Annotated in this window: 26 protein-coding genes and 2 tRNA genes; 19 read left to right on the plus strand and 9 right to left on the minus strand. The window is 65.9% G+C overall.

What is annotated here, in order from left to right; genetic code table 11:
* Positions 1-347: 347 nt before the first annotated feature.
* Positions 348-998 carry a Maf-like protein gene (locus tag U5782_RS23080; RefSeq protein WP_322046195.1) on the plus strand — a complete coding sequence of 217 codons (651 nt, stop codon included), beginning with the start codon at positions 348-350 and terminating at the stop codon, positions 996-998.
* A complete protein-coding gene (locus tag U5782_RS23085) occupies positions 995-1,717 on the plus strand; it encodes an SAM-dependent methyltransferase (protein ID WP_322046196.1) in 723 nt (240 codons plus the stop codon). The genes U5782_RS23080 and U5782_RS23085 overlap by 4 nt, the downstream gene beginning before the upstream one ends.
* An 81-nt stretch (positions 1,718-1,798) precedes the next feature.
* Here U5782_RS23085 and U5782_RS23090 read toward each other — a convergent pair whose 3' ends face one another.
* From U5782_RS23090 to U5782_RS23105, 4 genes are all read right to left on the minus strand, one after another.
* Complete coding sequence (locus tag U5782_RS23090; RefSeq protein WP_322046197.1) at positions 1,799-2,806, minus strand: S49 family peptidase; 1,008 nt, start codon at positions 2,804-2,806, stop codon at positions 1,799-1,801.
* Between the two features lie 15 nt (positions 2,807-2,821).
* Positions 2,822-3,214: a Rieske (2Fe-2S) protein gene (locus tag U5782_RS23095; protein ID WP_322046198.1), complete on the minus strand. Its 393-nt coding sequence runs from the start codon at positions 3,212-3,214 to the stop codon at positions 2,822-2,824.
* Positions 3,211-3,870: an HAD-IA family hydrolase gene (locus U5782_RS23100; RefSeq protein WP_322046199.1), complete on the minus strand. Its 660-nt coding sequence runs from the start codon at positions 3,868-3,870 to the stop codon at positions 3,211-3,213. Before U5782_RS23100 ends, U5782_RS23095 begins: the two co-directional genes overlap by 4 nt.
* A 143-nt stretch (positions 3,871-4,013) precedes the next feature.
* Positions 4,014-4,958: an RluA family pseudouridine synthase gene (locus U5782_RS23105; RefSeq protein WP_322046270.1), complete on the minus strand. Its 945-nt coding sequence runs from the start codon at positions 4,956-4,958 to the stop codon at positions 4,014-4,016.
* Between U5782_RS23105 and U5782_RS23110 the strand changes: the two genes are divergently transcribed.
* From U5782_RS23110 to U5782_RS23140, 7 genes are all read left to right on the plus strand, one after another.
* Positions 4,911-5,039: a hypothetical protein gene (locus tag U5782_RS23110; RefSeq protein WP_322046280.1), complete on the plus strand. Its 129-nt coding sequence runs from the start codon at positions 4,911-4,913 to the stop codon at positions 5,037-5,039. The two genes, U5782_RS23105 and U5782_RS23110, sit on opposite strands and share 48 nt — an antisense overlap.
* Before the next feature lie 870 nt (positions 5,040-5,909).
* The gene (locus U5782_RS23115) at positions 5,910-9,281 is read left to right on the plus strand and encodes an Rne/Rng family ribonuclease (RefSeq protein ID WP_322046200.1); all 3,372 of its coding nucleotides are present in this window, start codon (positions 5,910-5,912) and stop codon (positions 9,279-9,281) included.
* A 220-nt stretch (positions 9,282-9,501) separates the two neighbouring features.
* Positions 9,502-10,620, plus strand: a complete 1,119-nt coding sequence (gene moaA, locus U5782_RS23120) for a GTP 3',8-cyclase MoaA (protein WP_322046201.1) — start codon at positions 9,502-9,504, stop codon at positions 10,618-10,620.
* A gap of 67 nt (positions 10,621-10,687) precedes the next feature.
* Positions 10,688-11,326 carry a molybdenum cofactor guanylyltransferase MobA gene (gene mobA / locus U5782_RS23125; protein ID WP_322046202.1) on the plus strand — a complete coding sequence of 213 codons (639 nt, stop codon included), beginning with the start codon at positions 10,688-10,690 and terminating at the stop codon, positions 11,324-11,326.
* Positions 11,327-11,485: 159 nt separating this feature from the next.
* A complete protein-coding gene (gene glp / locus U5782_RS23130; RefSeq protein WP_322046203.1) occupies positions 11,486-12,808 on the plus strand; it encodes a gephyrin-like molybdotransferase Glp in 1,323 nt (440 codons plus the stop codon).
* Positions 12,809-12,895: 87 nt separating this feature from the next.
* Complete coding sequence (locus U5782_RS23135) at positions 12,896-13,171, plus strand: hypothetical protein (protein WP_027817320.1); 276 nt, start codon at positions 12,896-12,898, stop codon at positions 13,169-13,171.
* Positions 13,171-13,668: a GNAT family N-acetyltransferase gene (locus U5782_RS23140; RefSeq protein ID WP_322046204.1), complete on the plus strand. Its 498-nt coding sequence runs from the start codon at positions 13,171-13,173 to the stop codon at positions 13,666-13,668. The genes U5782_RS23135 and U5782_RS23140 overlap by 1 nt, the downstream gene beginning before the upstream one ends.
* A 69-nt stretch (positions 13,669-13,737) precedes the next feature.
* Here the strand turns inward: U5782_RS23140 and U5782_RS23145 are convergent, their stop codons facing one another.
* The 5 genes from U5782_RS23145 to pncB form a co-directional block, all read right to left on the minus strand.
* Positions 13,738-15,249 (minus strand): DNA recombination protein RmuC, encoded by a 1,512-nt coding sequence (locus U5782_RS23145; RefSeq protein WP_415914393.1) that lies wholly within the window; start codon positions 15,247-15,249, stop codon positions 13,738-13,740.
* A 14-nt stretch (positions 15,250-15,263) separates the two neighbouring features.
* Positions 15,264-16,253: a D-glycerate dehydrogenase gene (locus U5782_RS23150; RefSeq protein WP_322046206.1), complete on the minus strand. Its 990-nt coding sequence runs from the start codon at positions 16,251-16,253 to the stop codon at positions 15,264-15,266.
* Positions 16,254-16,335: 82 nt separating this feature from the next.
* Complete coding sequence (locus U5782_RS23155; protein WP_415914386.1) at positions 16,336-17,757, minus strand: sodium:proton antiporter; 1,422 nt, start codon at positions 17,755-17,757, stop codon at positions 16,336-16,338.
* 28 nt (positions 17,758-17,785) lie between these two features.
* Positions 17,786-18,448 (minus strand): lactate utilization protein C, encoded by a 663-nt coding sequence (locus U5782_RS23160; RefSeq protein ID WP_322046208.1) that lies wholly within the window; start codon positions 18,446-18,448, stop codon positions 17,786-17,788.
* Between the two features lie 94 nt (positions 18,449-18,542).
* Positions 18,543-19,745: a nicotinate phosphoribosyltransferase gene (gene pncB / locus U5782_RS23165; RefSeq protein WP_322046209.1), complete on the minus strand. Its 1,203-nt coding sequence runs from the start codon at positions 19,743-19,745 to the stop codon at positions 18,543-18,545.
* A gap of 399 nt (positions 19,746-20,144) precedes the next feature.
* Between pncB and fdxA the strand changes: the two genes are divergently transcribed.
* The 10 genes from fdxA to U5782_RS23215 all read left to right on the plus strand — a co-directional run bounded on the left by fdxA (position 20,145) and on the right by U5782_RS23215 (position 25,242).
* On the plus strand, positions 20,145-20,468 hold the full coding sequence (gene fdxA, locus U5782_RS23170) for a ferredoxin FdxA (protein ID WP_205984216.1): 324 nt from the start codon (positions 20,145-20,147) through the stop codon (positions 20,466-20,468).
* A 162-nt stretch (positions 20,469-20,630) separates the two neighbouring features.
* Positions 20,631-20,706: transfer RNA gene (locus tag U5782_RS23175), tRNA-Asn, on the plus strand.
* 70 nt (positions 20,707-20,776) lie between these two features.
* A tRNA-Asn gene (locus tag U5782_RS23180) sits at positions 20,777-20,852 on the plus strand.
* A 12-nt stretch (positions 20,853-20,864) separates the two neighbouring features.
* On the plus strand, positions 20,865-21,290 hold the full coding sequence (locus U5782_RS23185; RefSeq protein WP_322046210.1) for a type II toxin-antitoxin system ParD family antitoxin: 426 nt from the start codon (positions 20,865-20,867) through the stop codon (positions 21,288-21,290).
* Positions 21,287-21,628, plus strand: coding sequence for a type II toxin-antitoxin system RelE/ParE family toxin (locus U5782_RS23190; protein WP_322046211.1), 342 nt, complete (start codon positions 21,287-21,289; stop codon positions 21,626-21,628). The genes U5782_RS23185 and U5782_RS23190 overlap by 4 nt, the downstream gene beginning before the upstream one ends.
* 57 nt (positions 21,629-21,685) lie before the next feature.
* Positions 21,686-22,177: a CreA family protein gene (locus U5782_RS23195; RefSeq protein ID WP_322046212.1), complete on the plus strand. Its 492-nt coding sequence runs from the start codon at positions 21,686-21,688 to the stop codon at positions 22,175-22,177.
* Between the two features lie 29 nt (positions 22,178-22,206).
* On the plus strand, positions 22,207-23,091 hold the full coding sequence (locus U5782_RS23200) for an AraC family transcriptional regulator (RefSeq protein WP_322046213.1): 885 nt from the start codon (positions 22,207-22,209) through the stop codon (positions 23,089-23,091).
* A gap of 133 nt (positions 23,092-23,224) precedes the next feature.
* Entirely contained in the window at positions 23,225-23,992 is a 768-nt protein-coding gene (locus U5782_RS23205) for an AzlC family ABC transporter permease (RefSeq protein ID WP_322046271.1), read from the plus strand.
* Between the two features lie 20 nt (positions 23,993-24,012).
* A complete protein-coding gene (locus U5782_RS23210; RefSeq protein ID WP_322046214.1) occupies positions 24,013-24,336 on the plus strand; it encodes an AzlD domain-containing protein in 324 nt (107 codons plus the stop codon).
* Positions 24,337-24,492: 156 nt separating this feature from the next.
* Positions 24,493-25,242, plus strand: a complete 750-nt coding sequence (locus tag U5782_RS23215) for a DUF4088 family protein (RefSeq protein WP_322046215.1) — start codon at positions 24,493-24,495, stop codon at positions 25,240-25,242.
* Positions 25,243-25,253: the final 11 nt, after the last annotated feature.

Here is a 25,253-nt window from a genome sequence, read left to right on the forward strand (position 1 = left end):
CCACTGCATCGGCTACGCACACACACGTGTCGCCTGTCGCATAGTTGCGCCTGACGCGTACACTTGCGCGCTGGGCTAAAGCGCCCAGACCTCGCCTGCTTTCACGCCGCATTTTTGGGTGACGCATCTGCGCCGCAGTGGGCGTGCAAGGCGAACGTACCGATGAAAAGCCCAAAATCATATCGCCTTTATCTTTGTGAGTCAAACACTTAAGCTCACGCTCACAAGCAGCGGTACGACTGGCATTTTTCGAGGGTCCGCGACAAAATCCGCCCCTCTTTTTGCCGTTTCCTGCGGCCGCGCCCGCAACCGCCTCCTATTCAGTGTTTTAGCTCAACCATCCGATCATGCAGCCTGACTCTTCGCCCGCCCAAGCGAGCGCCCAAGCCCTGGGCCGCCCCGCGCTGATCCTCGCGTCCAGTTCGCGCTACCGCCGCGAACTGCTCGAGCGTCTGCGCATTCCGTTCGACACCGCTGTGCCCGCCATCGACGAAACGCCCCAACCCGGCGAAACGCCCGAGGCCACGGCGCTGCGCCTCGCCGAAGAAAAGGCCCGCGCGGTCGCGGCCGCCCTGCCCGCCAGTACGGGCCGCACGCTCGTGATCGGCTCCGATCAGGTCGCCACGTTCGACGGCCGCCAGATCGGCAAGCCGGGCACGCACGAACGCGCGCTCGAACAGTTGCAGGCCATGCGCGGGCGCGAAGTCCTGTTTCATAGTGCACTCAGCCTGCTCGACACGTCGACTGGCCAAACGGCTAGCGTCGATGTCGTGACGAAAGTGCGCTTTCGCGATCTGTCCGACGCCGCGCTCGACGCTTATCTGCGCGCCGAAGAACCCTACGATTGCGCGGGCAGCGCCAAGTCCGAGGGGCTCGGCATCGCGCTGCTCGACGCCATCGAATCGGACGACCCCACCGCCCTGATCGGCCTGCCGCTCATCGCGCTCACGCGCATGCTGCTGGCCGCGGGCTATCCGCTGCTGGAGGCGCAATCGTGAGCAAGGGCACCCTCTATCTGATCCCGAACACGCTCGGCGACGGCGACGAAGCCGCACTGGCCTATGTCCTGCCCGCACCCGTGCGCGAGCGCGCAGGGACGCTCGCGAGCTACATCGGCGAAAACGCCAAGACTACGCGCGCGTTCCTCAAGCGCGTCGGCACCACGCGGCCAATCCAGGAAATCGAGATCCGCGAACTCAATGTCAACACGCCCGCGGGCGAAGTCGACAAGCTGCTCGCGCCGCTGCTGGCCGGCATCGATACGGGGCTGGTGTCGGAAGCCGGCGTGCCCGCGGTGGCGGACCCCGGCGCGCTGCTGGTGCGCCGCGCGCACGAGCGCGGCATCAAGGTCGTGCCGCTGGTGGGGCCGAGCTCGATCCTGCTCGCGCTGATGGCCTCGGGCCTGAACGGCCAGAGCTTTGCCTTCCACGGCTACTTGCCCGTTGATGCGAACGAGCGCACCAAGAAGCTGCGCGAGCTCGAACAGACCTCGCGCAAGGCGAAGCAGACGCAGATCTTCATCGAGACGCCCTATCGCAACAAGTCGATGCTCGACACGCTGCTCTCGAACTGCGCGCCCTCGACGCTCGTGTGCGTGGCCGCCGATCTCACGCTGCCGACGGAGACGATCCTGAGCCGCGCGGTATCGGACTGGAAGAAGAAGCCGGTGCCGGATCTGCATAAGCGCCCCGCGATCTTCCTGCTGCTGGCGAACTGACGGCCTGGCGGCAAGTACGCAGAAATGCAAAAAGCCGCTGCGCGACACGCAGCGGCTTTTTACCTGGCGCAGTGCGACTGATTAACGCACCGAAAGCTTCGCGCCCGAGATCAGCGAGTGCACGGCCGCCGAGCCGATGCTCGCGCCAAAGCGCTTCGCCACGCGGTCGGAGATGCTCTGCTTGACCGTGTAGTCGACCACGTCCGGCGCCTTGATGATTTCGCGCGCCACGTAATCCGTATCGCCATAACCGTCGGCGAGACCCAGTTCCACGCTCTTCTGACCGGTCCAGAACAGGCCCGAGAAGATATCGGGCGAATCCTTCAGACGCTGGCCGCGACCCGCCTTCACGGCGTCGATGAACTGCTGGTGGATCTGGTCGAGCATGTCCTGCGCATGCGCGTCCATCTTCGGCGTATCGGGCGAGAACGGGTCGAAAAAGCCCTTGTTTTCACCCGAAGTGCGCAGGCGGCGCTCGACGCCGAGCTTGTCCATCAGGCCCGTGAAGCCGAAGCTGTCCATCAGCACGCCGATCGAGCCGACGATGCTGGCCTTGTTCACGTAGATCTTGTCGGCAGCCGCGGCGACGTAGTAGCCGCCCGACGCGCACATATCGCCCACCACCACGTACAGCGGGATAGCCGGATACTTCGCGCGCAGCCGGTGGATCTCGTCGTTGATGATGCCCGCTTGCACCGGCGAGCCGCCGGGGCTGTCGATGTGCAGGATCACGCCGGCCGTGCCGTCATCATCGAAGGCGCTGTCGAGAGCGCTGTTGATGTCTTCCGCGTTGGCGGGCGTATCCGACGAAATCTCGCCGTCGAGCGAGACCAGCGCCGTGTGACGGCCGCCGCCCTCGACGCGCGCACCGGAAAAATCGAACACGCTCCAGGCAATCAGCACCAGCACCGCGAGGAACGCGAAGCGGAAGAAGATCTTCCAGCGCCGCGCCGCGCGCTGCTCAGTGATCGCGGCCATGGCGATGCGCTCGAGCGCTTCGCGCTCCCAGCCGCCATTGCCAGCCTCCACCTTGCCCGAATGCATGGGGCGCGGCGGCTCGTTCGAATCTGGGGTTAGATTGTCTGACATGCGTGAGCGATGAAATCAGGTTGGGGTCGGAAGCAGATCGTCGTCCGGCAGCCAGAATACCGCACGGCCATCGGGGGTGTCGCGTTCCTCGACGCGCACCGGGCGCAGTCGGCCGCCGCGGCAAGGGCCGCCTACGCACTTGCCCGTCTCCGGCTGGTAAATCGCGCCGTGCGTCGCGCACATCAAATAGAGTCCCGACGACTCGAAGAACTGCCCTTCGACCCAGTCGAGCTCCATTGGCACGTGCGCGCAACGGTTCAGGTAACCAAAGACGTCGCCGCCGAAGCGCACGAAGAACACCACGGCGTCGCCGCCCGCGTAGGTCGCGTTCATGCGCTGGCCCGCGCCGCCGTCGGCGAGCTCGTCGGCCGCGCACACGCGCACCGGGGCGTGGCGGGTCTCGCTCATGCGTGCTCCCGCAGCCAGGCGGCCAGCGCCGCGACATCCGAAGCGATGAACTGGGGTGCGAGCGCCTCCAGCGCCGCCGCCGAGTGCGCGCCGTAGCCCACGCCCACGCCTGCGGCACCAGCGTTGGCGGCCATCTGCAGGTCGTGGGTGGTGTCGCCGATCATGACCGTGCGCCCCAGATCCTGCCCCAGTTCGCGGGTCAGCTCGTGGAGCATCGCGGGATGCGGTTTCGAAAACGTTTCGTCGGCGCAGCGCGTGCCGTCGAAGAGACTCGTGAGGTTCGCGTCCGCGAGCGCGCGATTCAGGCCCACGCGGCTCTTGCCGGTCGCCACGCCGAGCAGATAGCCCGTGTCGCGCAACTCGGTCAGCATCTCACGCACGCCTGCGAACAGCTCGGTTTCCTGATCCTTCAAAAGGTAGTGGATGCGATAGCGCTCCACGAGACGCGGGTAGTCAGCCGGGTCGAGCGTGGGCGCGGCGATTTGCAGCGCCTCGCGCAGGCCGAGACCGATCACGTAGCTTGCGGCCTCGTCGCCGGGCACGGGCAGGCTCAGGTCGCGGCAGGCGGCCTGGATGCTGCGCGTGATGTGGGCGGTCGAGTCCATCAGGGTGCCGTCCCAGTCGAACACAATCAGGTCAAATTGCTCTCGGGCCATACGGTCCTTCTCCAAACACTGTTGTTCTTGAGTCCAGCTTCATTTCCGGTGTATTGCGGCCCATTGTGCCCGTATTGTGCAAACGGGCAGAACAATGCGGCCGCGGCGTCATCTCCCCCACGCGCCTCGACCGGATCGCATTCTCACTCGGGTTGCGCGGCGGCGGAACTCTCGCCCTCGCCCGCCGACTCGCACTGCGCGCGCAACTCGGTGACGAAGCTGCGCAGTTCCGGCGGCAAAGGCGCCTCGAACTGCAACGGCACGCCCGTGATCGGATGCGTGAGCTTGAGCCGGTAAGCGTGCAGGAACATGCGCTTCACGCCGGGCTTCGCGCCGGTGCGCGCCAGCGCCTTGTTGAGCGCGAAGTCGCCGTACTTCGCGTCCCCGACGATCGGCAAGCCGAGATGCGCCAAATGCACGCGAATCTGGTGCGTGCGGCCGGTCTTGAGTTCGGCCTCGAGCAGCGCGTACTCCGGCCAGCGCTCGACGAGATTGAACACCGTATGCGACGGCATGCCGTCCGGCTGCACGCGCACGCGGCGCTCGCCTTCCGGGGTCAGATACTTGTGCAGCGGCTCCTTGACCGCGCGACGGCGGCCCCAGTCGCTCGCCCAATCACCGTGGACGCACGCGTAGTAGCGCTTGTCAGTCTTGTTGTCGCGAATCTGCTCGTGCAGGCCGACCAGCGCCGCACGCTTTTTCGCCAGCATCAGCACGCCCGAGGTCTCGCGGTCGAGGCGGTGCACGAGTTCGAGGAACTTGCCCTGCGGACGCGCCTGACGCATCTGCTCGATCACGCCGAACGCCACACCGCTGCCGCCATGCACGGCCACGCCGGCGGGCTTGTCGATCACCAGCATCGCATCGTCCTCGTAGAGCACGGTGAAATGCGCGGCAGGGACCGGCGCCGCTTCGGGCGTGGTTTTTTCGGCGATGCGGATGGGCGGCACGCGCACGAGGTCGCCGAGTTCGAGCCGGTACTGCGCATCGACCCGGCCCTTATTCACGCGGACTTCGCCGCTGCGCAAAATGCGATAGATGTGGCTCTTCGGCACGCCTTTGCAGACGCGCAGGAGGAAATTGTCGATGCGCTGACCAGCGGCGCCGTCGTCGATTTCGACGAACGAAACCTGGTCACTTGCGACCTGATTCTGGGATATTTTGCCTAACCCTTTCATTCTGAATATAATTTGGCCAGCGTTGACGCAACGGTCGGCCCAACGGCCAAATAGTTCCCGATCCGCCCGATGGATATCCAAGGGCATTCTTCCGGAACTTAACCCTTGCGGCATGCGCAGGCGGCAAGCGATAAACGGTTATTTTACTTGTGCCCGGGGCTGGTTGCTCACCCTGTCTTAAGAGAAGCAACGAGTTGCACGCACGGAACACCCGACGGCAGGGACGGCGCCCACAGGCACGTTCGGTCGCACCGGGCTCCGACGGTAACGGAACATTGGTATAAAGAATTGATCCGGCGCGTCGCGCCGCGCGCCCGAATCGATACGAAGCGGCCGCGACACGACGCGACGGTGGCGAAAATACGGCGAGCGCCCGAATCGTCCCGGCAACGTGCGGGACATGGCGACGTCAAAGGTGGCGAGACACCCGAGGGGGAAGACGGGCTTTCCTGATAGCTTCCCGTACGCGGCACTTCAGCAGATGGCGAAGGCCGCGAAGCAGATCCAGCCAGCAGCGCGCGTAGTTCGCGGCTGCGGTTTTTGTCCTGTTGCGGTCGTGCGTGGCGCAGTTTGCCGCCGGCGCACGCAACAGGCGGATGGGAGGCGCAGGAAAAACCGTGCCCCGGCGGCACGTCTCTTCGCTTCTTGAAGACGTATTTCGCATGTGCCCACGCGGCCCGTCCCTGGCAACGCAACGCCAAACCGGTCGCCCTCAAGGCAATTCTCCCCGCCATCGTTCCTGCTCCAGCGTGCTTGTGAAAACACAATAAGGCGCGGCTTGCCGCTGCCCGCCCCTGTGCTGCCCGGCGAAGCGCCGGGCGCCTTCAAGGGTGGCGCGCGAAGCCGCACTGGAGTCGTTCAATGAAACGAATGCTGTTCAACGCGACGCAGCAGGAAGAACTGCGCGTCGCTATCGTCGATGGACAGAAGCTGATTGACATCGACATCGAAACCGCCGGTCGCGAACAGCGCAAAGGCAACATCTACAAGGGGATCGTCACCCGCATCGAGCCCTCGCTCGAAGCGTGCTTCGTGAACTACGGCGAAGACCGCCACGGCTTCCTGCCGTTCAAGGAAGTCGCTCGCCAATACTTCCGCGACGGCGTGGACATGCGCGGCGCGCGTATCCAGGACGCCCTGCGCGAAGGCCAGGAGCTCATCGTCCAGGTCGAGAAGGAAGAGCGCGGCAACAAGGGCGCGGCCCTGACCACGTTCATCTCGCTCGCCGGCCGCTACCTCGTCCTCATGCCGAACAACCCGCGCGGCGGCGGCGTCTCGCGCCGCATCGAGGGTGACGACCGTCAGGAACTGCGCGAAACCATGGCGCAGCTCGAACTGCCGGAAGGCATGAGCATCATCGCGCGCACGGCCGGCATCGGCCGCTCCGCCGAAGAGCTCCAGTGGGACCTGAACTACCTGCTGCAACTGTGGCACGCGATCGAAGCCGCCTCGAAGGCCGGCACGTCGGGTCAGCCGATGCTGATCTATCTGGAATCGAGCCTCGTGATCCGCGCGATCCGCGACTACTTCCAGCCCGACATCGGCGAAATCCTCATCGACACCACCGAGATCTATGACCAGGCACGCGCCTTCATGGATATCGTGATGCCGGATAATGTCAACAAGGTGAAGCGGTATCACGACGATGTGCCGCTGTTCTCGCGCTTCCAGATCGAGCACCAGATCGAGACGGCGTACTCGCGTACCGTCCCGCTGCCCTCGGGCGGCGCGATCGTGATCGACCACACCGAAGCACTGGTTGCCATCGACGTGAACTCGGCGCGCGCCACCAAGGGCGCCGACATCGAGGAAACCGCCGCACGCACCAACCTGGAAGCCGCCGACGAAGTGGCGCGCCAGTTGCGTCTGCGCGACCTCGGCGGCCTGATCGTGATCGACTTTATCGACATGGAGTCGGCCAAGAGCCAGCGCGAAGTCGAGCAGCGCCTGAAGGACGCGCTGCGCCACGACCGCGCGCGCGTGCAGATGGGCAAGATTTCGCGCTTCGGCCTGATGGAGCTGTCGCGCCAGCGTCTGCGCCCGGCCCTCTCGGAAGGCAGCCACGTCACCTGCCCGCGCTGTAACGGCACGGGTCATATCCGCGATACGGAATCGTCGGCGCTTCAGGTCCTGCGCATCATCCAGGAAGAAGCGATGAAGGAAAACACCGCGGCAATCCATTGCCAGGTGCCGGTCGAAGTGACCGCCTTCCTGCTCAACGAAAAGCGTTCGGAAATCAACAAGATCGAGTCGCGCTTCAAGGTCGGCGTCGTGCTGATCCCGAACAAGCATCTCGAAACGCCGCACTACAAGCTCGAGCGCCTGCGCCACGACGACGCACGTCTGGACGATCCGCGTGCCTCGTGGAAGATGGCCGAGGAAGCGGCACGCGAACTGGAATCGGAAACCGGTTACAGCAAGCGCACCGCCGAAGCCAAGCCGAAGCAGGAAGCCGCGGTGAAGGGCATCACGCCGGAGCGTCCGGCGCCGTCGGCACCGGTCAAGCCGCCCGTCGAGGCCGCACCCGTGGCCGCACCGGTCGCGGCAACGCCCGCCGGTGGTGGTTTCTTCGGCTTCATCAAGCGCCTGTTCGGCGGCGCACCGGCTGCGGCACCCGCACCGGCACCGGTTGCCCAGCAGGACAAGGCAGCACGTCCGGCACGCGCCGAGCGTGGCGAGCGCACGGAGCGCGGCGACAAGGCCGCTTCGGGCGACCGTAACCGCAACCGCCGCACCGGCGGGCGCGATGCAGCAGGCCGTGGCGAAGCCGCGACCGGCACGCGCGCCGCTCAGCCGGGACGTGCGGAACGCGAACCGCGCGAGCAACGTGAACCGCGTGAAGCCCGTGAAGGCCGTGAGCCCCGCGAAGCACGCGAGCCGCGTGAACCGCGCGCACCGCGCGAGCAACGCGAACCGCGTGAAGCACGCGAAGGCCGTGAAGTGCGTGCCGAGCGTGAACCGCGCGAGCCGCGTGAACAGCGCGTCGAACGTGTCGAGCGTGGTCAGGATCGCAACGAGGCAGCGGAAGCTGCACCGCGCGGTGAGCGTCAGGAACGTGGCGAACGCCGTGAACGTGGCGAGCGTCAGGAGCGTGCGGAACGTGGTGAGCGCCGTCGTCAGCAGCCGGCCGAGGCCGAGGCTCAGGAAGCCCGCCTCGAAGCCGCCAGCGCCGACGCCGATGCGCAAACCGCCGACGCCGCCCAGGCCGCCCTCACCGATGGCGTGAACCAGGCCGGTTTCGATGAAGACGGTGCATCGCCGCAAGGTGAAGAGCGTCGTCGTCGCCGTCGCGGCCGCCGTGGCGGTCGTCGCGAGCGCGATGCGGAAGGTACGGCAGCGTTCGAAGGTGCTGAAGGCGAAGTGGCTGGCGACAATGCTGGCGAAGCGGCAGCGACCGAAGCACACGCTCAGGCGCAAGCCGAAGTTCGTGCACCGGAAGCCCGTGCGTCGGAAGCTGTGGTGCAGACCTCCGTCGCAGAAGCGGTCGTCGTGACGGCGCTGCCGGTTGCGGCTGCCGCCGCAGCGGTCGAGGCCACGCAAACGGCCCAACCCGCACAAGTCACGGAAACGCCGGTTGCACCCGCGACACCGGTCGAAGTCGCAACGCCGGTCGAAATCGCGACACCGGTCGAAACCGCGGCTCCGGTTGCTGTGGAACCTGCTGCGCCGGTTGAAACCGTCGCGCCGGTTGCCCCGGTTGAAGCCGTTGCTCCGGCAGTCGAGCCGGTCGCACCGGTCGCACCGGTCGCACCGGTCGAAGCTGTCCCCGCGGTCGCAACGCCGGTCGCAGAAGCGCCGGCAGCGCCCATCGAAGCTCCCGTTGCTGAAATTCCGGCGCGTGAAGATCGCGTCGAAGCAGCGCACACGGAAGCGGTTGATCCGGCCGCCATCGCGCAGCCCGCACCGGTCGAAACGCGTGTCGAAGCGGCTGAAGTCGCGCCGGCACCGGTGGCAGCACTCGCTCAGGTGGAAACCGCAGCGCCGGCTGCCGCAGCACCGGCAGCACCGGCTCCGGTAGTTGCTGCACCGGCAGCAGCCACGGGCGCGGCACTGGCACCGATGCTCGAATCGGCTGGCCTCGTGTGGGTGAACACCGACTCCGCCAAACTGCGCGCTGCGCAGGAAGCGGCGGCCCAGGTGATCAAGCCCGCGCGCGTGCCCCGCGAGCGCAAGGTGTTGCCGGCGTCCGACGCCGCGCCGATGCAGCAGGTCGAAACGACCCGTCAGGCCTGAGCCTGACGCGGCCACGCGGTTCGGTGCGCACTGGATAACACCCTTACGGGCGTTCCCGGTGCGCACCGAAAACCGCGCGGATCACCGCAGTGCAGCAAAAAAGCCCACCATATCGGTGGGCTTTTTTTTGATATATCAGCCCCCACTCTCGTCGGTGAGTGCCAGGTGCTTCGGCTAAAATCAACATATCGCGAGAAGTCAGACGCCGAACCTGGAAACCATGTCCCGACGCATCATCCCCGTTGCCGATGCCCGCACCCTGCCGCCGAGCCTCAAGCCCGTGGCAGCGAGCCTGCGCGCGCCGTCCGGCGAGGTGTTCGACGCGCTCGCGCGGCCGCTACGCGACCTGCGCATCTCGGTGACGGATCGCTGCAATTTCCGCTGTGTCTACTGCATGCCTCGCGCGGTCTTCGACAAGGACTACCCGTTCCTGCCGCATTCCGACCTGCTCACGCTCGAAGAAATCGAGCGTCTCGCGCGGCTTTTTGTCGCGCACGGCGTCAGCAAGATTCGCCTCACGGGCGGCGAGCCGCTGCTGCGCAAAAACATCGAATTCCTGATCGAGCGGCTCGCAGCGCTGCGCACGCCCGAGGGCACGCCACTCGACCTCACGCTCACGACCAATGGCTCGCTGCTGGCCCGCAAGGCGCGCTCGCTGCGCGACGCGGGGCTCACGCGCGTCACCGTGAGCCTCGACGCGCTCGACGACTCGCTGTTTCGCCGCATGAACGACGCCGACTTCTCGGTGGGCGACGTGCTCGACGGCATCGCCGCCGCGCAGGCGGTCGGCCTCGCGCCGCTCAAGGTCAACATGGTCGTCAAGCGCGGCACCAACGACAGCGAGATCGTGCCGCTCGCGCGCCACTTCCGCGGCTCGGGCGTGGTACTGCGCTTCATCGAGTACATGGATGTGGGCGCGACCAACGGCTGGAATATGGCTGAAGTGCTGCCCTCCGCCGACGTCGTCGCGCGCATCGCCGAGCACTTCCCGCTCGTGCCGCTCGAAGCGCACAACGCAGCCGAAACGGCGCAGCGCTGGGGCTATGCGGATGGAGCCGGCGAGATCGGCGTGATTTCCAGCGTCACGCGCGCCTTCTGCGGCGACTGCACGCGCGCGCGTCTCTCGACCGAAGGCAAGCTGTACCTGTGCCTGTTCGCCTCGATGGGCTACGACCTGCGCTCGCTCGTGCGCGGCGAGGCAAGCGACGCGGCGATCTCCGCCGCCATCGCGCAGATCTGGGAACAGCGCGCCGACCGTTACTCGCAATTGCGCGGCAGCAACGCGGCGCCAGTCGCGAGCGAAGAGCGGCGCATCGAGATGTCGTATATCGGCGGTTGACCCGCCATCCGCTTCAAGCCGGAGCGCCACACGCTCCACCTTCATCACGCGCACGCCGTCCCCGCCGATGCCCGATACCGCTCCCGTCATCCCCTTCATCCCCGCTGCCGACCTCACCGGCCTCGTACTTGCGGGCGGTCGCGGTCAACGCATGGGCGGCGCGGACAAAGGCCTGCAACGGCTGCACGGCCAGCCGCTCGCCGCCCACGTGCTCGCCCGTCTCGCACCCCAGGTCGGCACGCTCGTGATCAGCGCAAACCGTAATCATGATGTGTATGCGTCGCTTGGCGCGCCGTGGCAGGCGCAAGTGCTCGCCGATACGCTGCCCGACTATCCCGGCCCGCTTGCGGGCCTGCTCGCCGGACTGCGCGCCGCACGCACGCCGTGGCTCCTGAGCGCGCCTTGCGATTCGCCGTGGCTGCCCGCCGACCTCGGACTGCGACTCGCCGAAGCCGCCGTGGCGAACGGCGCCGCCATCGCCACAGCCACGACGACGAACGCTGCGGGCGAAGTCAGCCTGCACCCGGTTTTCGCGCTGCTGCACACGTCGCTCGCCGACGATCTCGCGGCCTTTCTGGACGCGGGCGAGCGCAAGGTGCGCGCGTGGTACGCACGCCACACGGCGGCCGAAGTCGACTTTGCCGATGAAGGCGCGTTTTACAATGTCAACTCCCTACAGGAACTCGCCGACTTCGACCGTGCCTGACGGGCCCGGCCGAGCGCCGCTTGATGTGAAAGGCGATCCAGGCGATCGAAAGCCCCTGTGTCACCCGCCTCACCGCATGCTGCCGGCCTCGGGCACCTCGCCAGGACGATCGCCGCACCCATTGTGCGAAAGTGTGCGGACGCGACGCTTCTCCACCCCATGACCACGCCCAACACGTTCCCCGCAATCGCCGGAAGCCTCAGCCAGTTCGATCCCCAAGCCTTGCCCGTCAGTGCCGCCCAGGCCATCGTGCTCCAGTGGGTGACGCCGCTCGCACAAGGCGAACGCGTGCCGTTGCGCGACGCGCTCGCGCGCGTGCTCGCCGCTGACGTGATCTCGCCGATCGACGTGCCCGCGCACGACAACTCGGCGATGGATGGCTATGCGTTCGACAGCGCCGCACTGGCTCGCCCGGCGCAGACGCTCACGCTGACGGTGGCGGGCAAGGCCTTCGCGGGTCATCCGTACACCGATGCGGTCGCGTCAGATCGTTGCGTGCGCATCATGACCGGCGCGCCGATTCCCGTGGGCTGCGACACCATCGTGCCGCAGGAGCGCGTGACGATCGACGCCTGCGAAACCGATGCCCCCGCAACGATCTCCTTCGCTGCCAACGCCGTCGCGCCCGGCGCGAACCGCCGCCGCCAGGGCGAAGACCTCGCGCGCGGTGGCGTGGCGCTGCGTGCGGGCCGCGTGCTGCGCGCAAGCGACATCGGCTTGATGGCCTCGCTCGGCCTCGTCGATGTCAGGGTGAAACGACGTCTGCGCGTGGCGTACTTCTCGACCGGCGACGAATTGCGCTCGCCCGGCCAGCCGCTCGACGCGGGCAGCATCTACGACAGCAACCGCTACACGCTCGGCGCGATGCTACAACGCCTGAACGTCGAGCCGATCGACCTCGGCGTCGTGCGCGACGATCCCGAAGCGCTGACCGCCACGCTGCTGCAAGCCGCCGAAAGCGCCGATGTCGTACTGACCTCGGGCGGCGTCTCGGTCGGCGAGGCCGACTTCACGCGCAGCCAGTTGCAAACGCTCGGCGATGTGAGCTTCTGGGGCCTCGCGATGCGCCCGGGCCGCCCGCTCGCGTTCGGCCGCATCTGGTCGGGCGGCCGCCCGGGAGCCGGCCGCGCGGCGCTGTTGTTCGGCCTGCCTGGCAACCCGGTCGCGACGATGGTCAGCTTCTACCAGATCGTGCGCCCCGCGCTGATCGCCATGTCGGGCGCGACGCCGCAACCCATGCCGCTGATCCCGGCGTGCTGCGACGCCCCGATCCGCAAACGCGCGGGCCGCACCGAATTCCAGCGCGGCATCGCCGAACGCGACGCGCAAGGCCAGTGGCGCGTCACCCCGACCGGTTCGCAAAGTTCTGGCGCGCTTAGCACCATGAGCGAGGCAAACTGCTTTATCGTGCTCGCCCATGACGCCGCCGATCTCGATGCCGGGGACGCCGTCGACATCATGCTTTTTGACGGACTCGTCTAGCGCACCGCGCCGACGAGCCCTTCACCGTTTCGCCTTATTAACCAGACAACGCTACGCTACGTCCACTCGACCTACGGACCGACTCACATGAAAAAACAGATCTCGTTCATTGCCGCGGGGCAGACCGCCAAGGCGCTCATCCTCGTGTACCTCACCTTCAGCGTGCCGGTGGTGCTGCTCGTCGCCGTGGTCGCGTTCTTCCGCTACGGCACCTTCGAACTGGGCACCGTGTTCAGCGCGCTGATCCTCAACGCGATCGTCGGCTTCGTGCTGCTGTGGATCGCCTGCCATCTGTACAACTGGGTCGCCTCGCGCTTCGGGGGCATCGAGATCCATCTCTCCGACGTCCCCGAGGAAGCGTGATGGCTGCGACCATCCGCGCGGCCACGCCCGCCGACGTCGGCGCGATCCACGCGCTGATGTACGAGCTCGCTGACTTCGAGAAGCTCACGCACCTGTTCACCGGCACGCCGGAGTTGCTCACCGACGCCCTGTTCGGCGCGCATCCCGCCGCCGAAGCCCTGGTGGCCGAGGACGCCGGCAAGATCGTCAGCTATGCGGTGTTCTTCCATAACTACTCGACCTTCCTCGGGCGGCGCGGGCTGTATCTCGAAGACCTCTACGTGCAGCCGACGCAGCGCGGCACGGGTCTCGGGACCGCCATGCTGCGCGCGCTCGCGGCCATCGCCGTCGAACGCAACTGCGCGCGCTTCGAGTGGAGCGTGCTCGACTGGAACGAACCGGCCATCCGCTTCTACGAGAAGATGGGCGCGACGGTCTATTCCGACTGGCGCATCGTGCGCGTGACGGGCGACGCACTCGACAAACTCGCCGCGCCCGTTGAACCGGCGATCGGTTAAGCCGTCCAGAGCCACAAATAGAAACGGGACGCCTGGAGCGTCCCGTTTTTCTTGATGCCGACGCTTGCACTACTCGTCGCGGCTGGATAGCTCATCGCCGTTGCGCAGCGCCTCGCCGAGCAGGTTCGTGGCCTCTTCGCCCGGTAGCGCCTCCACATCGCGCAGCTTGCGATTCATGACGCGCGTGCGCACCTCGGCGGCTTCGATCGAGCGCGTCACCGTCTCCAGTTGCGACTTCGTGCGCGCGAGCACGTCGCCGAACTTGCCGAACTCCGTCTTCACTGCCCCCAACACCTGCCAGACCTCGCTCGAGCGCTTCTCGATGGCGAGCGTGCGAAAACCCATTTGCAGACTGTTGAGCAGGGCCGTCAGCGTGGTCGGCCCCGTGATGCTCACGCGATAGTCGCGCTGCAACAGATCGGTGAGACCGGGCCGGCGCAGGATCTCGGCGTAGAGCCCTTCGGTGGGCAGGAACAGCAGCGCGAAATCGGTGGTATGCGGCGGCGCCACGTACTTCTCGGCGATGGTGCGGGCTTCGGCGCGCACGCGCGCTTCCAGCGCCCGCCCCGCTTCCTCGATCCCCGCCAGATCCGCACGCTCCTGCGCATCGATCAGCCGCTCGTAGTCCTCGCGCGGAAACTTGGCGTCGACGGGCAGCCAGACCGGTGCGTCCGCACCACCCGCCTGGCCCGCCGTGATGCCGCGCCCCGGCAGGCGGATCGCGAACTCCACGCGCTCGCTGCTGCCGGGCACGGTCGCCACGTTCTTCGCGAACTGCTCGGGCGTGAGCATCTGCTCCAGCAACGCTTCGAGCTGCACTTCGCCCCAGGTGCCGCGCGTCTTCACGTTGGTCAGCACCTTTTTCAGATCGCCGACACCCGCCGCCAGCGTCTGCATCTCGCCCAAGCCTCGATGCACCTGCTCCAGGCGATCCGAGACCAGCTTGAACGATTCGCCCAGACGCTGCTCCAGCGTCGCGTGGAGTTTTTCGTCGACCGTGCGGCGCATCTCTTCGAGCTTGGCCGCGTTGTTCGCCTCGATGTCCTTGAGCCGCTGTTCGAGCGTCGCGCGCACCTCGCTCAGGCGACGATCGTTCGCCTCGATCAGTTGCGCGACCTGTTGACCGAGCAAGGTGCCGAAGTGACGCAGCGCGGCGCCCTGTTCGTCGCGCGCCTGCTGCGCCTGCACCTGCTGGCTCTGGCGCACGGCATCGAGCTGTTGCGCGTTGCTTTCGGTGAGCTTCGCGAGTTGCTGTGCGAAGCTGTCAAGCTGGCCGTTCTGCACGGTCGCGATGCTCGTGAGATGCGCCGCGAGCGCTTGCTGCACTTGCGCGAAGCCGCCGCCGAACTCGCTGCGCGAGGCCTGCGCCGTGCGCGCGATTTCGTTGCGCAACTCGCGCTCGATGCGCTCGGCCGCGCGCGCCTGCGTCTCGCTCGCACCGCTCAGGCGATCGCTCAGCTGATCGAGCGCGTCGAGCGTGGCGTCGGCGTGTTCATCGCCGTGTGCGCCCTGTCGCGCGCGTAGCAGCGCGACGATCGACACGGCCAGCGCGATCGCCAGCACCAGTAACGCGATCGCCATCAACGACTCGACGCTCATGAACGCGCTTTCCCCAGCACGTCGGGGTTGATCGGATTGGCCGGCTGACCTGCGCGCGGGCCTTCGCCCAGTGCCGCGATCAGATTGTCGGCGGCGAGATTCGCCATCGCGCGGCGCGTGGCCTCGCTCGCGCTCGCGATATGCGGCGTGAGCACGACGTTGTCGACTTCGAGCAGAGCGGGATGCACGGCGGGCTCGCCCTCGAACACATCGAGGCCTGCAGAAGCGATGCGACGCGTGCGCAGCGCCTCGGCAAGCGCGGCGTCGTCGACGATGCCGCCGCGCGCGATGTTCGTGAGCGTGGCCGTGGGCTTCATCAGCGCGAGTTCCGCCGCGCCGATCGTGTGATGGTTCTCGGGCGTGTACGGCAGCACCAGCACGACGTGATCAGCTTCCTTGAGCAGATCGGCCTTCGAGCGGTATTCGGCGTTCAGCTCGCGCTCGATCTCGGGCGCGACGCGCGAGCGGTTGTGATAGATCACGCGCATGTTGAAACCGAGCGCGCGTCGCGCGAGCGCCTGGCCGATGCGACCCATGCCGATCACGCCGAGCGTCGCGCCATGAATATCGGCGCCGAGGAACATATCGAACGACCACTTCTGCCATTTGCCCGCACGCAGATAGTGTTCCGATTCGGTCACGCGGCGCGCGGCCGCCATCATCAGCGCCCAGCCGAAGTCGGCCGTGGTTTCGTTGAGCACGTCGGGCGTGTTGGTGCCGAGCACGTTGGACGCGTTGAAGGCCGCCATGTCGAAGTTGTTGTAGCCCACCGCCATGTTCGAGACCACGCGCAGACGCGGCGCGGCCGCGAGCACCGCCGCGTCGACCGGATCGCCCATCGTGAGCGCGCCGTCCTTGTCGGCGAGCCGCGCCTTGAGCGCGTCGGCGGACAAGGTCTCGCCGTTGTTCCAGTCGACGTCGAAATACTGCTTGAGCCGGTCGATCACTTCCGGAAAGATCGGGCGCGCCACGAGAATCTTTTGCATCGTTGCTCTCCACACTTCTGAGGTTGATTCGCTACATTGTCGCTCGCGCGTGCTTTCCCTCAACGCGCGAGGCGACGCGAGACTAGACGAAGAACAGCCAGGTCGCCACGACGAACACGGGCGTGAGCACCACGCACGACCAGCCAAGATAGCCGAAGAATCCCGGCATGCGCACGCCGCGCTGCTGAGCGATGGCCTTGACCATGAAGTTCGGCGCATTGCCGATATAGGTCATCGCGCCCATCCACACCGAGCCCGCCGAGATCGCCGCCAACGTGCGCGCGCCGCTCGTCATGAGCGTGGGCGCGTCGCCGCCCGCGAGATTGAAGAACACGAGCCAGGTGGGCGCGTTGTCGAGGAAGGACGACAGGAGCCCTGTCGCCCAGAAAAAGAGCGCGTCGTTGGGACGGCCCGGCGCGTCGTTCACGAACTGGATCAGCGAGGCGAATGCGCCTGCCTCGCCCGCGCGCAGCATCGCGATCACCGGCGTGATCGTCACGAAAATGCCCGCGAAAAGCTTCGCCACCTCGGCGATCGGCGCCCAGTCGAAACCGTTGTCGGCGCGTGCCGTGCGCGAAGTGCAAAAGAGCGAGATCGCTGCCAGCACGACGAGACCCGCGTCGCGCACGAGGTTCTGCAATTCGAGCCGCGCGCCCGGCATGTCGAAGCCGATACCCGGCTTCCAGACGCCGCTCATCAGCACGAGCGCGATCACGCCCGCGAGCAGCACGAAGTTGAACTTGCCGCCGATGGCGAGCCGCCCCGTATCGGGCGTCGGGTCGAGCACGGCCGCGCGTGCTTCGCCTTCGCGCCGGAAGTACCACGTATCGAGCAGCCAGAACACGACGAGCAGCACGGCGCAGACGAACAGCATCGGCACGGCGAGATGTCGCGTGGTCCAGAAGAAACTCACGCCGTTGAGAAAGCCGAGGAAAAGTGGCGGATCGCCGAGCGGCGTGAGCGAGCCGCCCGCGTTGGCGACGAGAAAGATGAAGAACACCACCACGTGGACGTTGTGGCGGCGGTTGTCGTTGGCGCGCAACAGCGGGCGGATCAGCAGCATCGCCGCGCCGGTCGTACCCATCACACTCGCGAGCGCGGCGCCCAGCAGCAGGATGATCGTATTGGTGCGCGGCGAGCCGCGCAGATTGCCGTAGATGCAGATCCCGCCCGCGATCGTATAGAGGGCGCCGAGGAGCACGATGAACGGCACGTATTCGTCGACGAGCGCATGCAGGAAGAGCGGATACGTCGCCGAAAAACCGTGCGTGGCCGCGAACGGCAGCAGGAACGCGAGCGCCCAGGCCGCCGATATCTTGCCGAAATGGTGATGCCAGAAACTGGCCGCGAACATCGGAAAGAGCGCGATCGACAACAGCATCAACGCGAATGGCAGGCCCCAGGTCGCGGAGAGCGTGGCGCCGTTCACGGCGGCTGCGTGAGCGCCGGGGGCGGCACAGGCTGCCAGCACCGTGATCGCGCCACGCACTGCGTTGCGCTTCACGTCAATCTTCACGGCCAACTGGCGAACGTCACGCGCCATGTACGACGATGACATGCACGCGATACGGCCCATGCGCGCCGAGCACGATGGTTTGTTCGATATCGCCGGTGCGCGAGGGCCCCGACACGAAATTGACCGCGCGCGGCAGCTCGCCGCGCTCGGCACGCATGAGTGCGAAGGCATCCTCATGACCCGCCACGATGCGCGAGGCCGGCACCACGGCGATGTGCGTCTCGGGCAGCAGCGCGCCCGAGGCCCAGGTCTGCGGGCCGGACAGCAGCACCAGCGTGCCCGTTTCAGCCGTCGCGCAGAAGCAGCCCGTGAGGCCGACCAGATCGCGATCCTCGGGCTTGCGGAATTCGACGCTCAGGCCCGCGCCGCTCCAGTCGAACGATTCGAGCGTCTGCCAGGCAACAGCCTGCGTCGGCAATCCGAGCGAAGCCAGATAGCGCGCCGCGGCGGCCGGCACATCGGCCAGTTGCGCGACTTCATCGACGGTGGTGGCCATGCTCTTCGCCTGTTCGACGAAGCGCGCGACGAGGTCGCCTTCGAGCGGCGGGCGCGGCCCCTGGGGATGACGCGCGAGGTAGTCGGCGACGGCTTCCCGCTCGTGCGGCGTGGGTGTCGCATCGCGACCCTGGGCCGCGCGGATGCGCGCGAGTATGCTGCGGCGGGCGGCCGTGGTGTCCATGAACATCCTCGTCAAATGAAGAAAGGCGACGCGCCGATTATAACGGCGCGTCGCCTTGTGTCTTACCGCCTGGAGGAGGCTGGTGGCGTGGCCATTACTTGCCCGCGCTCTCCTCTTCCGTGGGTTGCTCGATGCCGAACACCTGGCGCAGATAGGCGAGATAGGCCTTGTCGTCGCACATGTTCTTGCCCGGAGAATCGGACAGCTTGGCCACGGGCTGGCCGTTGCAGCGAACCATCTTGATGACGATCTGCAACGGCTGGTAGCCGAGGTCGTTGGTCAGATTGGTGCCCACGCCAAAGGCGAGACGGCAGCGATCCTTGAAGCGCTCGTAGAGACTCAGCACCTTCGGAATATCGAGCGCGTCCGAGAAGATCATGGTCTTCGTGCGGGCGTCGACGCGGTTGTCCTCGTAGTGCTTGAGCAGGCGCTCGCCCCAGTCGAACGGATCGCCCGAATCGTGGCGCGCACCGTCGAAGAGCTTGCAGAAGTACATGTCGAAGTCGCGCAGGAAAGCCTGCATGCCGTAGACGTCCGAGAGCGCGATGCCGAGGTCGCCGCGATACTCCTTCGCCCACATCTCGAAGCCGTAGATCTGCGAATCGCGCAGACGCGGGCCGAGTGCCTGGCAGGCCTGAAGATACTCATGCGCCATCGTGCCGAGCGGCGTGAGGTTGTGCTTCATCGCGTAGTACACGTTGCTCGTGCCCGTGAACTGCTCGCCCAGATCTTCCTTGAGTGTGAGAATCACCTCTTCGTGCCAGCGCTTGGAGAAGCGGCGGCGCGTGCCGTAGTCGGCGATCTTGCAGTCGGCGAACTCAGGTCTCGCGCCGAGCAGCTCGATCTTGCGGCGCAGGCGCTCGCGGCCCTCGTCGTACTGCGGATGATGCTGTGTGTTGCGGAAATAGACTTCGTTGACGATCGCCAGCACCGGGATCTCGAACAGGATCGTGTGCAGCCACGGCCCCTTGATCTCGATGTCGATCTCGCCATTGCCCTTGGCCGAAGGCGTCACCGTGATGTACTTCTCGTTCAGATGGAACAGCGCGAGAAAGTCGATGAAATCGCCCTTGATGAAGCGCATCTTGCGCAGATACTCGAGCTCGGGCTCGGCAAAGCGCAGGCGGCAGAGCTTCTGGATCTCGCTGCGGATCTCGTCGACATACGGCACGAGATCGACGTCGGGCGTGCGGCAGCGGAAGCGATATTCCACATTGGCCGCGGGGAAATGATGCAGCACCACCTGCATCATCGTGAATTTGTACAGATCGGTATCGAGCAGCGAAGTAATGATCATGATGGGCCAGCCGGACTGCAATCGGAGGGCGCGCGCCTGTCTCTCCCGCTCGCGGCGCCCTCGCCTTCGTGAGGCAGATAAGGCGGTTGCGGCGCTGCGGGCGGCGTGCGCCGACGGTGCGCCCATGTTACCCGAAGCCGCGCGGCGGCAGCCGGCAATGCAGCACGCCCCTGTCGGCGCCAGGGCCAAATGCATGGACCTCGCGCAAAATTCGCGCGAAAATCGCGCGCCGGTTGCTCGCGCGCCCAGCGCATAAACTAATCACGAAACGATCTAAGAAGCGTTGCGGGCGTCTGGTTAGGAAAAAACGCATTAAGTTACAATACCGCTTTTGGCGAATGGCCAACCCCGGCCATCCCCGCGCCAACCCACGATACAAAGCATGCAGGAGCTGCCTGAATGACCCACGTTGTGACCGAAAGCTGCATCAAGTGCCGCTATACCGACTGCGTCGATGTGTGCCCGGTGGACTGCTTTCGCGAAGGTCCCAACTTCCTCGCGATTGATCCGGACGAGTGCATCGACTGCGCTGTTTGCGTCGCCGAATGCCCGGTGAACGCCATTTACGCTGAAGAAGACGTGCCTGGCGACCAGCAACACTTCACCGAACTGAATGCCGAACTGGCGAAGAGCTGGCCGAGCATCACCAAGACCAAGCCCGCGCTGCCGGAAGCCGAAGAATTCAAGGACGTGAAGGACAAGCTCGCGCTTCTCGCACGTTGATAGCAGGCCTCTCGCACGGGTAACCCGTGCGTCTGGGGCAGCGGCTGCGGCCTCGTCATCCCTCCCTCGAACGATTTTTCGACGGGAATTAAAATAAGATGACGATCAGGTGTTGACAGACTGCTCCAGACACCATAGAATTTCGTTCTCTGCTTTTGCAGATCCCCGATAGCTCAGTCGGTAGAGCGCCGGACTGTTAATCCGTAGGTCCCTGGTTCGAGCCCAGGTCGGGGAGCCAGAATTAGCAAAGGCCCGTTAATCAAAACGGGCTTTTTGAAGAAGTTAATAGCTGTAAGTTGTACTGCTGTTCCTCGATAGCTCAGTCGGTAGAGCGCCGGACTGTTAATCCGTAGGTCCCTGGTTCGAGCCCAGGTCGAGGAGCCAAAATCGAAGCCGTTGCGTGAATCACGCAACGGCTTTTTCTTTTGGCGCAGCGCAAATTTTTATGGCGCGCTTTCGAGTGCTTCCGGGTCCGAGTGGCATAATCTGCCAATATGCACTGTGCCGAAGGTTGCCGCCATGCCTACTCGCAACGTCGTACTCACCGAACGTCAGGCTCACCTGGTTGACTCGCTCGTCAACTCGGGCCGATTTCAGAATGCAAGCGAAGTGCTACGCGCAGGCTTGCGTTTGATCGAGCGTGAAGAAGTGGAAATGCACGAGAAGCTTGAAACGTTGCGCGACGCCGCTCACGCGGGTATTGCCGACGCCGACGCCGGACGCCTGAAGAGTTTTTCATCCTCCGAAGCGTTGGCCGAATATCTCGATGCCATTACCGAAGATGTGCTCACACCTGCAAGCGCGGCAAAACGCTCGCAATGACTGCCCGCAAAGGCGATTGGCACGTCCGGCTTGCAGACCTCGCCGTGAACGATTTCCGCAGCATCGTGCGTTGGACGGCCGAACAATTTGGCACTGCCCAGGCGCAGGACTACGCGCGCACGCTCTCGAGCACATTGCAGGATCTGACGTCTGGTCCGAATCTGCCCGGCGTTCGCAGGCGTGACGAGATCGCCAGAGGCCTCATGACCTTGCACGTCGCTCGCAATCGACGCAAAGGGCGGCACTTTGTCATGTTTCGCGTCTTCTCCGAAGAATCGCGAAGTATCGACGTGCTCCGCATCCTGCACGATGCAATGGATCTGACGATCCACGTTTAGCCGTTATCCTCACCCACCCTGCCCGATAATACGGCTTCACCATTCTCGGGAATCCGCATGAAATCGACCCGCTACGCCGCCTGCCTGCGCCTCGCGCTGGCCGTTTGCGCGAGCACGCTCCTCGTGAGCGCGGCCCACGCCGAGCAGATCGGCAGCGTGAACACCAACTTCCGCGTGACCGGCTCCGACAAGGTCGTCGTCGAGGCCTACGACGACCCCGCCGTGCAAGGCGTCACCTGCTATGTCTCGCGCGCGCGCACCGGTGGCGTGAAAGGCACGCTCGGCATTGCCGAAGATCCGACCGAAGCCTCCATCGCCTGCCGCCAGGTCGGGCCGATCAGCTTCGCCGCGCCGCTCAAACAGCAAGCCGATGTCTTCAACGAGCGCATGTCGTTCCTCTTCAAGACGTTGCACGTGGTCCGTGTGGTCGATACGAAGCGCAACGCGCTCGTCTACCTGACCTACAGCGACCGCGTCGTGAGCGGCAGCGCCAAGAACAGCGTCACCGCCGTTCCGATGCCGGCCGGCACGACCATCCCGGTGCGCTAAACTGCAAGGGTCGCCGCCGGACCCGTGCCATGACCCTCTCCCGTTTTCGCGATTCCGCCCGTTACTGGCGCTCGCCGCTCCTGCCCGGCGCGGAGTTGCTCACGGCCGAGTATCACGATCACGAGTTCACGCCTCACTGGCACGACGCCTACACGGTCCCCGTGATCGAGGAAGGCGCCGAATGCTATCGCTACAGCGGGTCGCACCACGTCGCGGAAGCGGGCAGCGTGCCCGTGATCAACCCGGGCGAACTTCATACCGGCGCGCGTGCCGTCGACGAAGGCTGGCGCTATCGCGTGATGTACGTGCCGGTGGACTATTTGCAGGCGCTCGCGGGCGAAATCGCGGGCTGCCCGCAGCCGCTGCCGTGGTTCGACGCCGAGGTGATCCGCGATCTCGATCTGGCGCGCCGCCTCTCCCGCGCACATCAGCTGATGGAAACGGCCACCGACCGCTCGCGCAGGCAAGCGAGCGGCGCGCAAACCCACCCGACACCCGCGTCTAGCGACTTGCTCACGGCCGAAGACGCCCTGATCGACGCCCTGTCGACGCTTCTCACCCGTCATGCCCGCACCCGTGCGGCACCACTCGCCACCGCGCCGAATGAGCCGCGCGTCGAGTCCATGAAAGCCCTGCTCGCCGCCGATCTCGCCACGCCACTGCGTGTGGCCGATCTCGCGCAGGCCGTCGGCCTTTCGCCGTTCCACGCGACGCGCCTCTTTACCCAGTCCACCGGCCTGCCGCCGCATGCGTGGCGCACGCAGTTGCGCCTGCAACGCGCGCTCGCACCCTTGCGCGCGGGTGCCGCAGTGGCCGATGTGGCCGCCGCTCAGGGCTTTACCGACCAGAGCCACTTCACACGGCACTTTCGCCGCATGTTCGGCGTACCGCCGGGACGCTGGCAGACGGCCTGAACCTCACCGCAAGATCGTACAAGCCACGCGCGCGGCCGCTCGCTATGCTGGATTTCCGTATGAGGAGACCAGCTTGACCACGCATCCCCACCGTTTCAAGGAATTCGTCGCGGGCGCGCGCGACACCCTGCCGATGATGGTCGGCGCCGCGCCCTTCGGCATGATTTTCGGCACGCTCGTCGCCACCGGGCCGCTTGCGCTCTGGCACGGCCAGTTGATGTCGCTCGCCGTGTTCGCAGGTTCTGCGCAGTTCATCGCGCTCGGGCTGATCGCCTCGCACGCGAGCTTCGCCGTGATCTGGGCGACCACACTCATCGTCAATCTGCGTCACGTGCTCTATAGCGCGACGCTCGCGCCCTATGTCTCGCATCTGCCGCTGCGCTGGCGCCTCGCGCTCGGCGGCCTGCTCACCGACGAGGTGTTCGCCGTCGCCTGGGCTTACTTCCGCCGTCACGCGCCCGGCGACGTGTCGCCGTGGCACTTCCTCGGCTCGGGCCTCTCGATGTACCTGAACTGGCAGCTCTGGACGGCGCTCGGCCTGCTGTTCGGCGCGGCGTTTCCGGGGCTCCAGTCGCTCGGTCTCGACTTCGCGATGGTCGCCACCTTCATCGCCATCGTCGTTCCGCAGCTCGTTGCCGTGCGCTATCTGGCCGCCGCCCTCACGGCGGGCGCGCTTGCCTTCTTCTGGCAGGGCTGGCCGTACAAGCTCGGGCTGCTTGGCGCGGTGCTCGTGGGTGTGGCCGTCGGTGTCGCACTGTCACGGCCGCGCAAGCCACTCGATGCAGACGATGCCCCCGCTGAACGCAGCGAGGCCAACGCAAGCGCCACGCCCCCGGACAGGCCTCGCCAGCCTCGCCAGAATCAACTCGATCAACACGCCATCGCCGCAGGCCGCCAATGAACAACGCGACAAGCAACGCCATGAACTACGTCGTCCTGATTCTCGGCATGGCCCTCATCACCTGGGTCGTACGCACCGCCGTCTTCGTGCTGGGCGAGCGTCTCGTGTTCCCGCCGCTCGTGCGCACGGCGCTCGGCTTCGTGCCGGTCACGGTGCTCACGGCGATCATCGTGCCGATGGCCGTCTCGCCACATGGCCAGAATGCCGAGCTGACGTGGCGCAATCCGCAGCTCGTCGGCGCGCTCGCGGCCATTGGCGTGAGCGCACTCACGAAGCGGCCGCTCCTCACCATCGCCGTCGGGTTGGGTGCGTTCTTTTTCTGGCAGGGCGTGGTGCTGCGCTGAGCGCCGGGCGCCCCGCCTGCGGGCACTTTCGAGCGGGTCCTCGGCCCGCCAGGCTCAAGTTTCGCCCCCATGCGCCGTTAAACCGTCGAGGCCTGCTTTGGCGCCATCGGGCCAAGCGAAGCCAGGCACCGCCAGGAATACACCGGGGCAACCACAATGGGGCACATCACCCTCAATCTCAAGGAAGAAACGCTTGCGTCGCTGCGCAAGGATTTCGACGCGTTTTTGCGCGTCTCGCTCAAGCTCGACCCGCAGTTTCTGACGCCGTCGTTTGAGGACTTCCTGCGCGCGAAACTGCTGGACAACATGACGCCGCTCACCGAGCAGGCCGTGCAACGTCTCTTGCAGGGCGGCCAGTACGCGTGGGCCAAGCGCACGCTCGACAAGGAGTTTCCGGAAGTCGTTTCGATGCTGATGCGCCATGCCGGCGAGTTCGGCTTCGGCTTTGCTGCGCGCTCCGAATGGACGCCCGAGGAGCTGGCGAAGCAATGCCGCGAATGGGCTGCCGCGATCGTGCACGAGGCGCAGGGCGAAGAAACGCTGATCGACCCGCTCGCCGCGCAGATCAAGTCGGGCGTGCAGGACATCCAGGCGCTGGAGGAAAAGATGCAGACGCCCTCCTGGCGTCTCGCGGAGTCGCTGCGACAGCGCGTCTACGAAGCGAAGATCGGCTGCGAACAGGCGACCGGCAGTCTCGCGCGCGAGCGTCTGGGCGAGCTGCGCGGCCTGTTGCGCATGGGCATCACGCACGGCACGTTCCAGAAGCAGGAAGCGCAGCAGATCATGGAATATCTGCGTCTGCTGAAGCCGGAAATCTTCGTCGAGGAACCCGACGACGTATTCACGCGCCTCGCCGCGTGGCTGCGCAACTTCTTCGTGCCGCCGCCGCGAAACCAGACGCGCTGAGCGTCGGCGCA

The sequence above is a fragment of the Paraburkholderia sp. J67 genome, assembly GCF_905220265.1.
GTDB lineage: Bacteria > Pseudomonadota > Gammaproteobacteria > Burkholderiales > Burkholderiaceae > Paraburkholderia.

Bases quoted from the DNA above. Each gene is read 5' to 3' on its own strand.
- U5782_RS23080 (WP_322046195.1), top strand. From the start codon at position 348: ATGCAGCCTGACTCTTCGCCCGCCCAAGCGAGCGCCCAAGCCCTGGGC.
- U5782_RS23090 (WP_322046197.1), bottom strand. From the start codon at position 2,806: ATGTCAGACAATCTAACCCCAGATTCGAACGAGCCGCCGCGCCCCATG.
- U5782_RS23095 (WP_322046198.1), bottom strand. From the start codon at position 3,214: ATGAGCGAGACCCGCCACGCCCCGGTGCGCGTGTGCGCGGCCGACGAG.
- U5782_RS23100 (WP_322046199.1), bottom strand. From the start codon at position 3,870: ATGGCCCGAGAGCAATTTGACCTGATTGTGTTCGACTGGGACGGCACC.
- U5782_RS23115 (WP_322046200.1), top strand. From the start codon at position 5,910: ATGAAACGAATGCTGTTCAACGCGACGCAGCAGGAAGAACTGCGCGTC.
- moaA (WP_322046201.1), top strand. From the start codon at position 9,502: ATGTCCCGACGCATCATCCCCGTTGCCGATGCCCGCACCCTGCCGCCG.
- mobA (WP_322046202.1), top strand. From the start codon at position 10,688: ATGCCCGATACCGCTCCCGTCATCCCCTTCATCCCCGCTGCCGACCTC.
- glp (WP_322046203.1), top strand. From the start codon at position 11,486: ATGACCACGCCCAACACGTTCCCCGCAATCGCCGGAAGCCTCAGCCAG.
- U5782_RS23135 (WP_027817320.1), top strand. From the start codon at position 12,896: ATGAAAAAACAGATCTCGTTCATTGCCGCGGGGCAGACCGCCAAGGCG.
- U5782_RS23140 (WP_322046204.1), top strand. From the start codon at position 13,171: ATGGCTGCGACCATCCGCGCGGCCACGCCCGCCGACGTCGGCGCGATC.
- U5782_RS23145 (WP_415914393.1), bottom strand. From the start codon at position 15,249: ATGGCGATCGCGTTACTGGTGCTGGCGATCGCGCTGGCCGTGTCGATC.
- U5782_RS23150 (WP_322046206.1), bottom strand. From the start codon at position 16,253: ATGCAAAAGATTCTCGTGGCGCGCCCGATCTTTCCGGAAGTGATCGAC.
- U5782_RS23160 (WP_322046208.1), bottom strand. From the start codon at position 18,448: ATGGACACCACGGCCGCCCGCCGCAGCATACTCGCGCGCATCCGCGCG.
- pncB (WP_322046209.1), bottom strand. From the start codon at position 19,745: ATGATCATTACTTCGCTGCTCGATACCGATCTGTACAAATTCACGATG.
- fdxA (WP_205984216.1), top strand. From the start codon at position 20,145: ATGACCCACGTTGTGACCGAAAGCTGCATCAAGTGCCGCTATACCGAC.
- U5782_RS23190 (WP_322046211.1), top strand. From the start codon at position 21,287: ATGACTGCCCGCAAAGGCGATTGGCACGTCCGGCTTGCAGACCTCGCC.
- U5782_RS23195 (WP_322046212.1), top strand. From the start codon at position 21,686: ATGAAATCGACCCGCTACGCCGCCTGCCTGCGCCTCGCGCTGGCCGTT.
- U5782_RS23200 (WP_322046213.1), top strand. From the start codon at position 22,207: ATGACCCTCTCCCGTTTTCGCGATTCCGCCCGTTACTGGCGCTCGCCG.
- U5782_RS23205 (WP_322046271.1), top strand. From the start codon at position 23,225: ATGATGGTCGGCGCCGCGCCCTTCGGCATGATTTTCGGCACGCTCGTC.
- U5782_RS23210 (WP_322046214.1), top strand. From the start codon at position 24,013: ATGAACTACGTCGTCCTGATTCTCGGCATGGCCCTCATCACCTGGGTC.
- U5782_RS23215 (WP_322046215.1), top strand. From the start codon at position 24,493: ATGGGGCACATCACCCTCAATCTCAAGGAAGAAACGCTTGCGTCGCTG.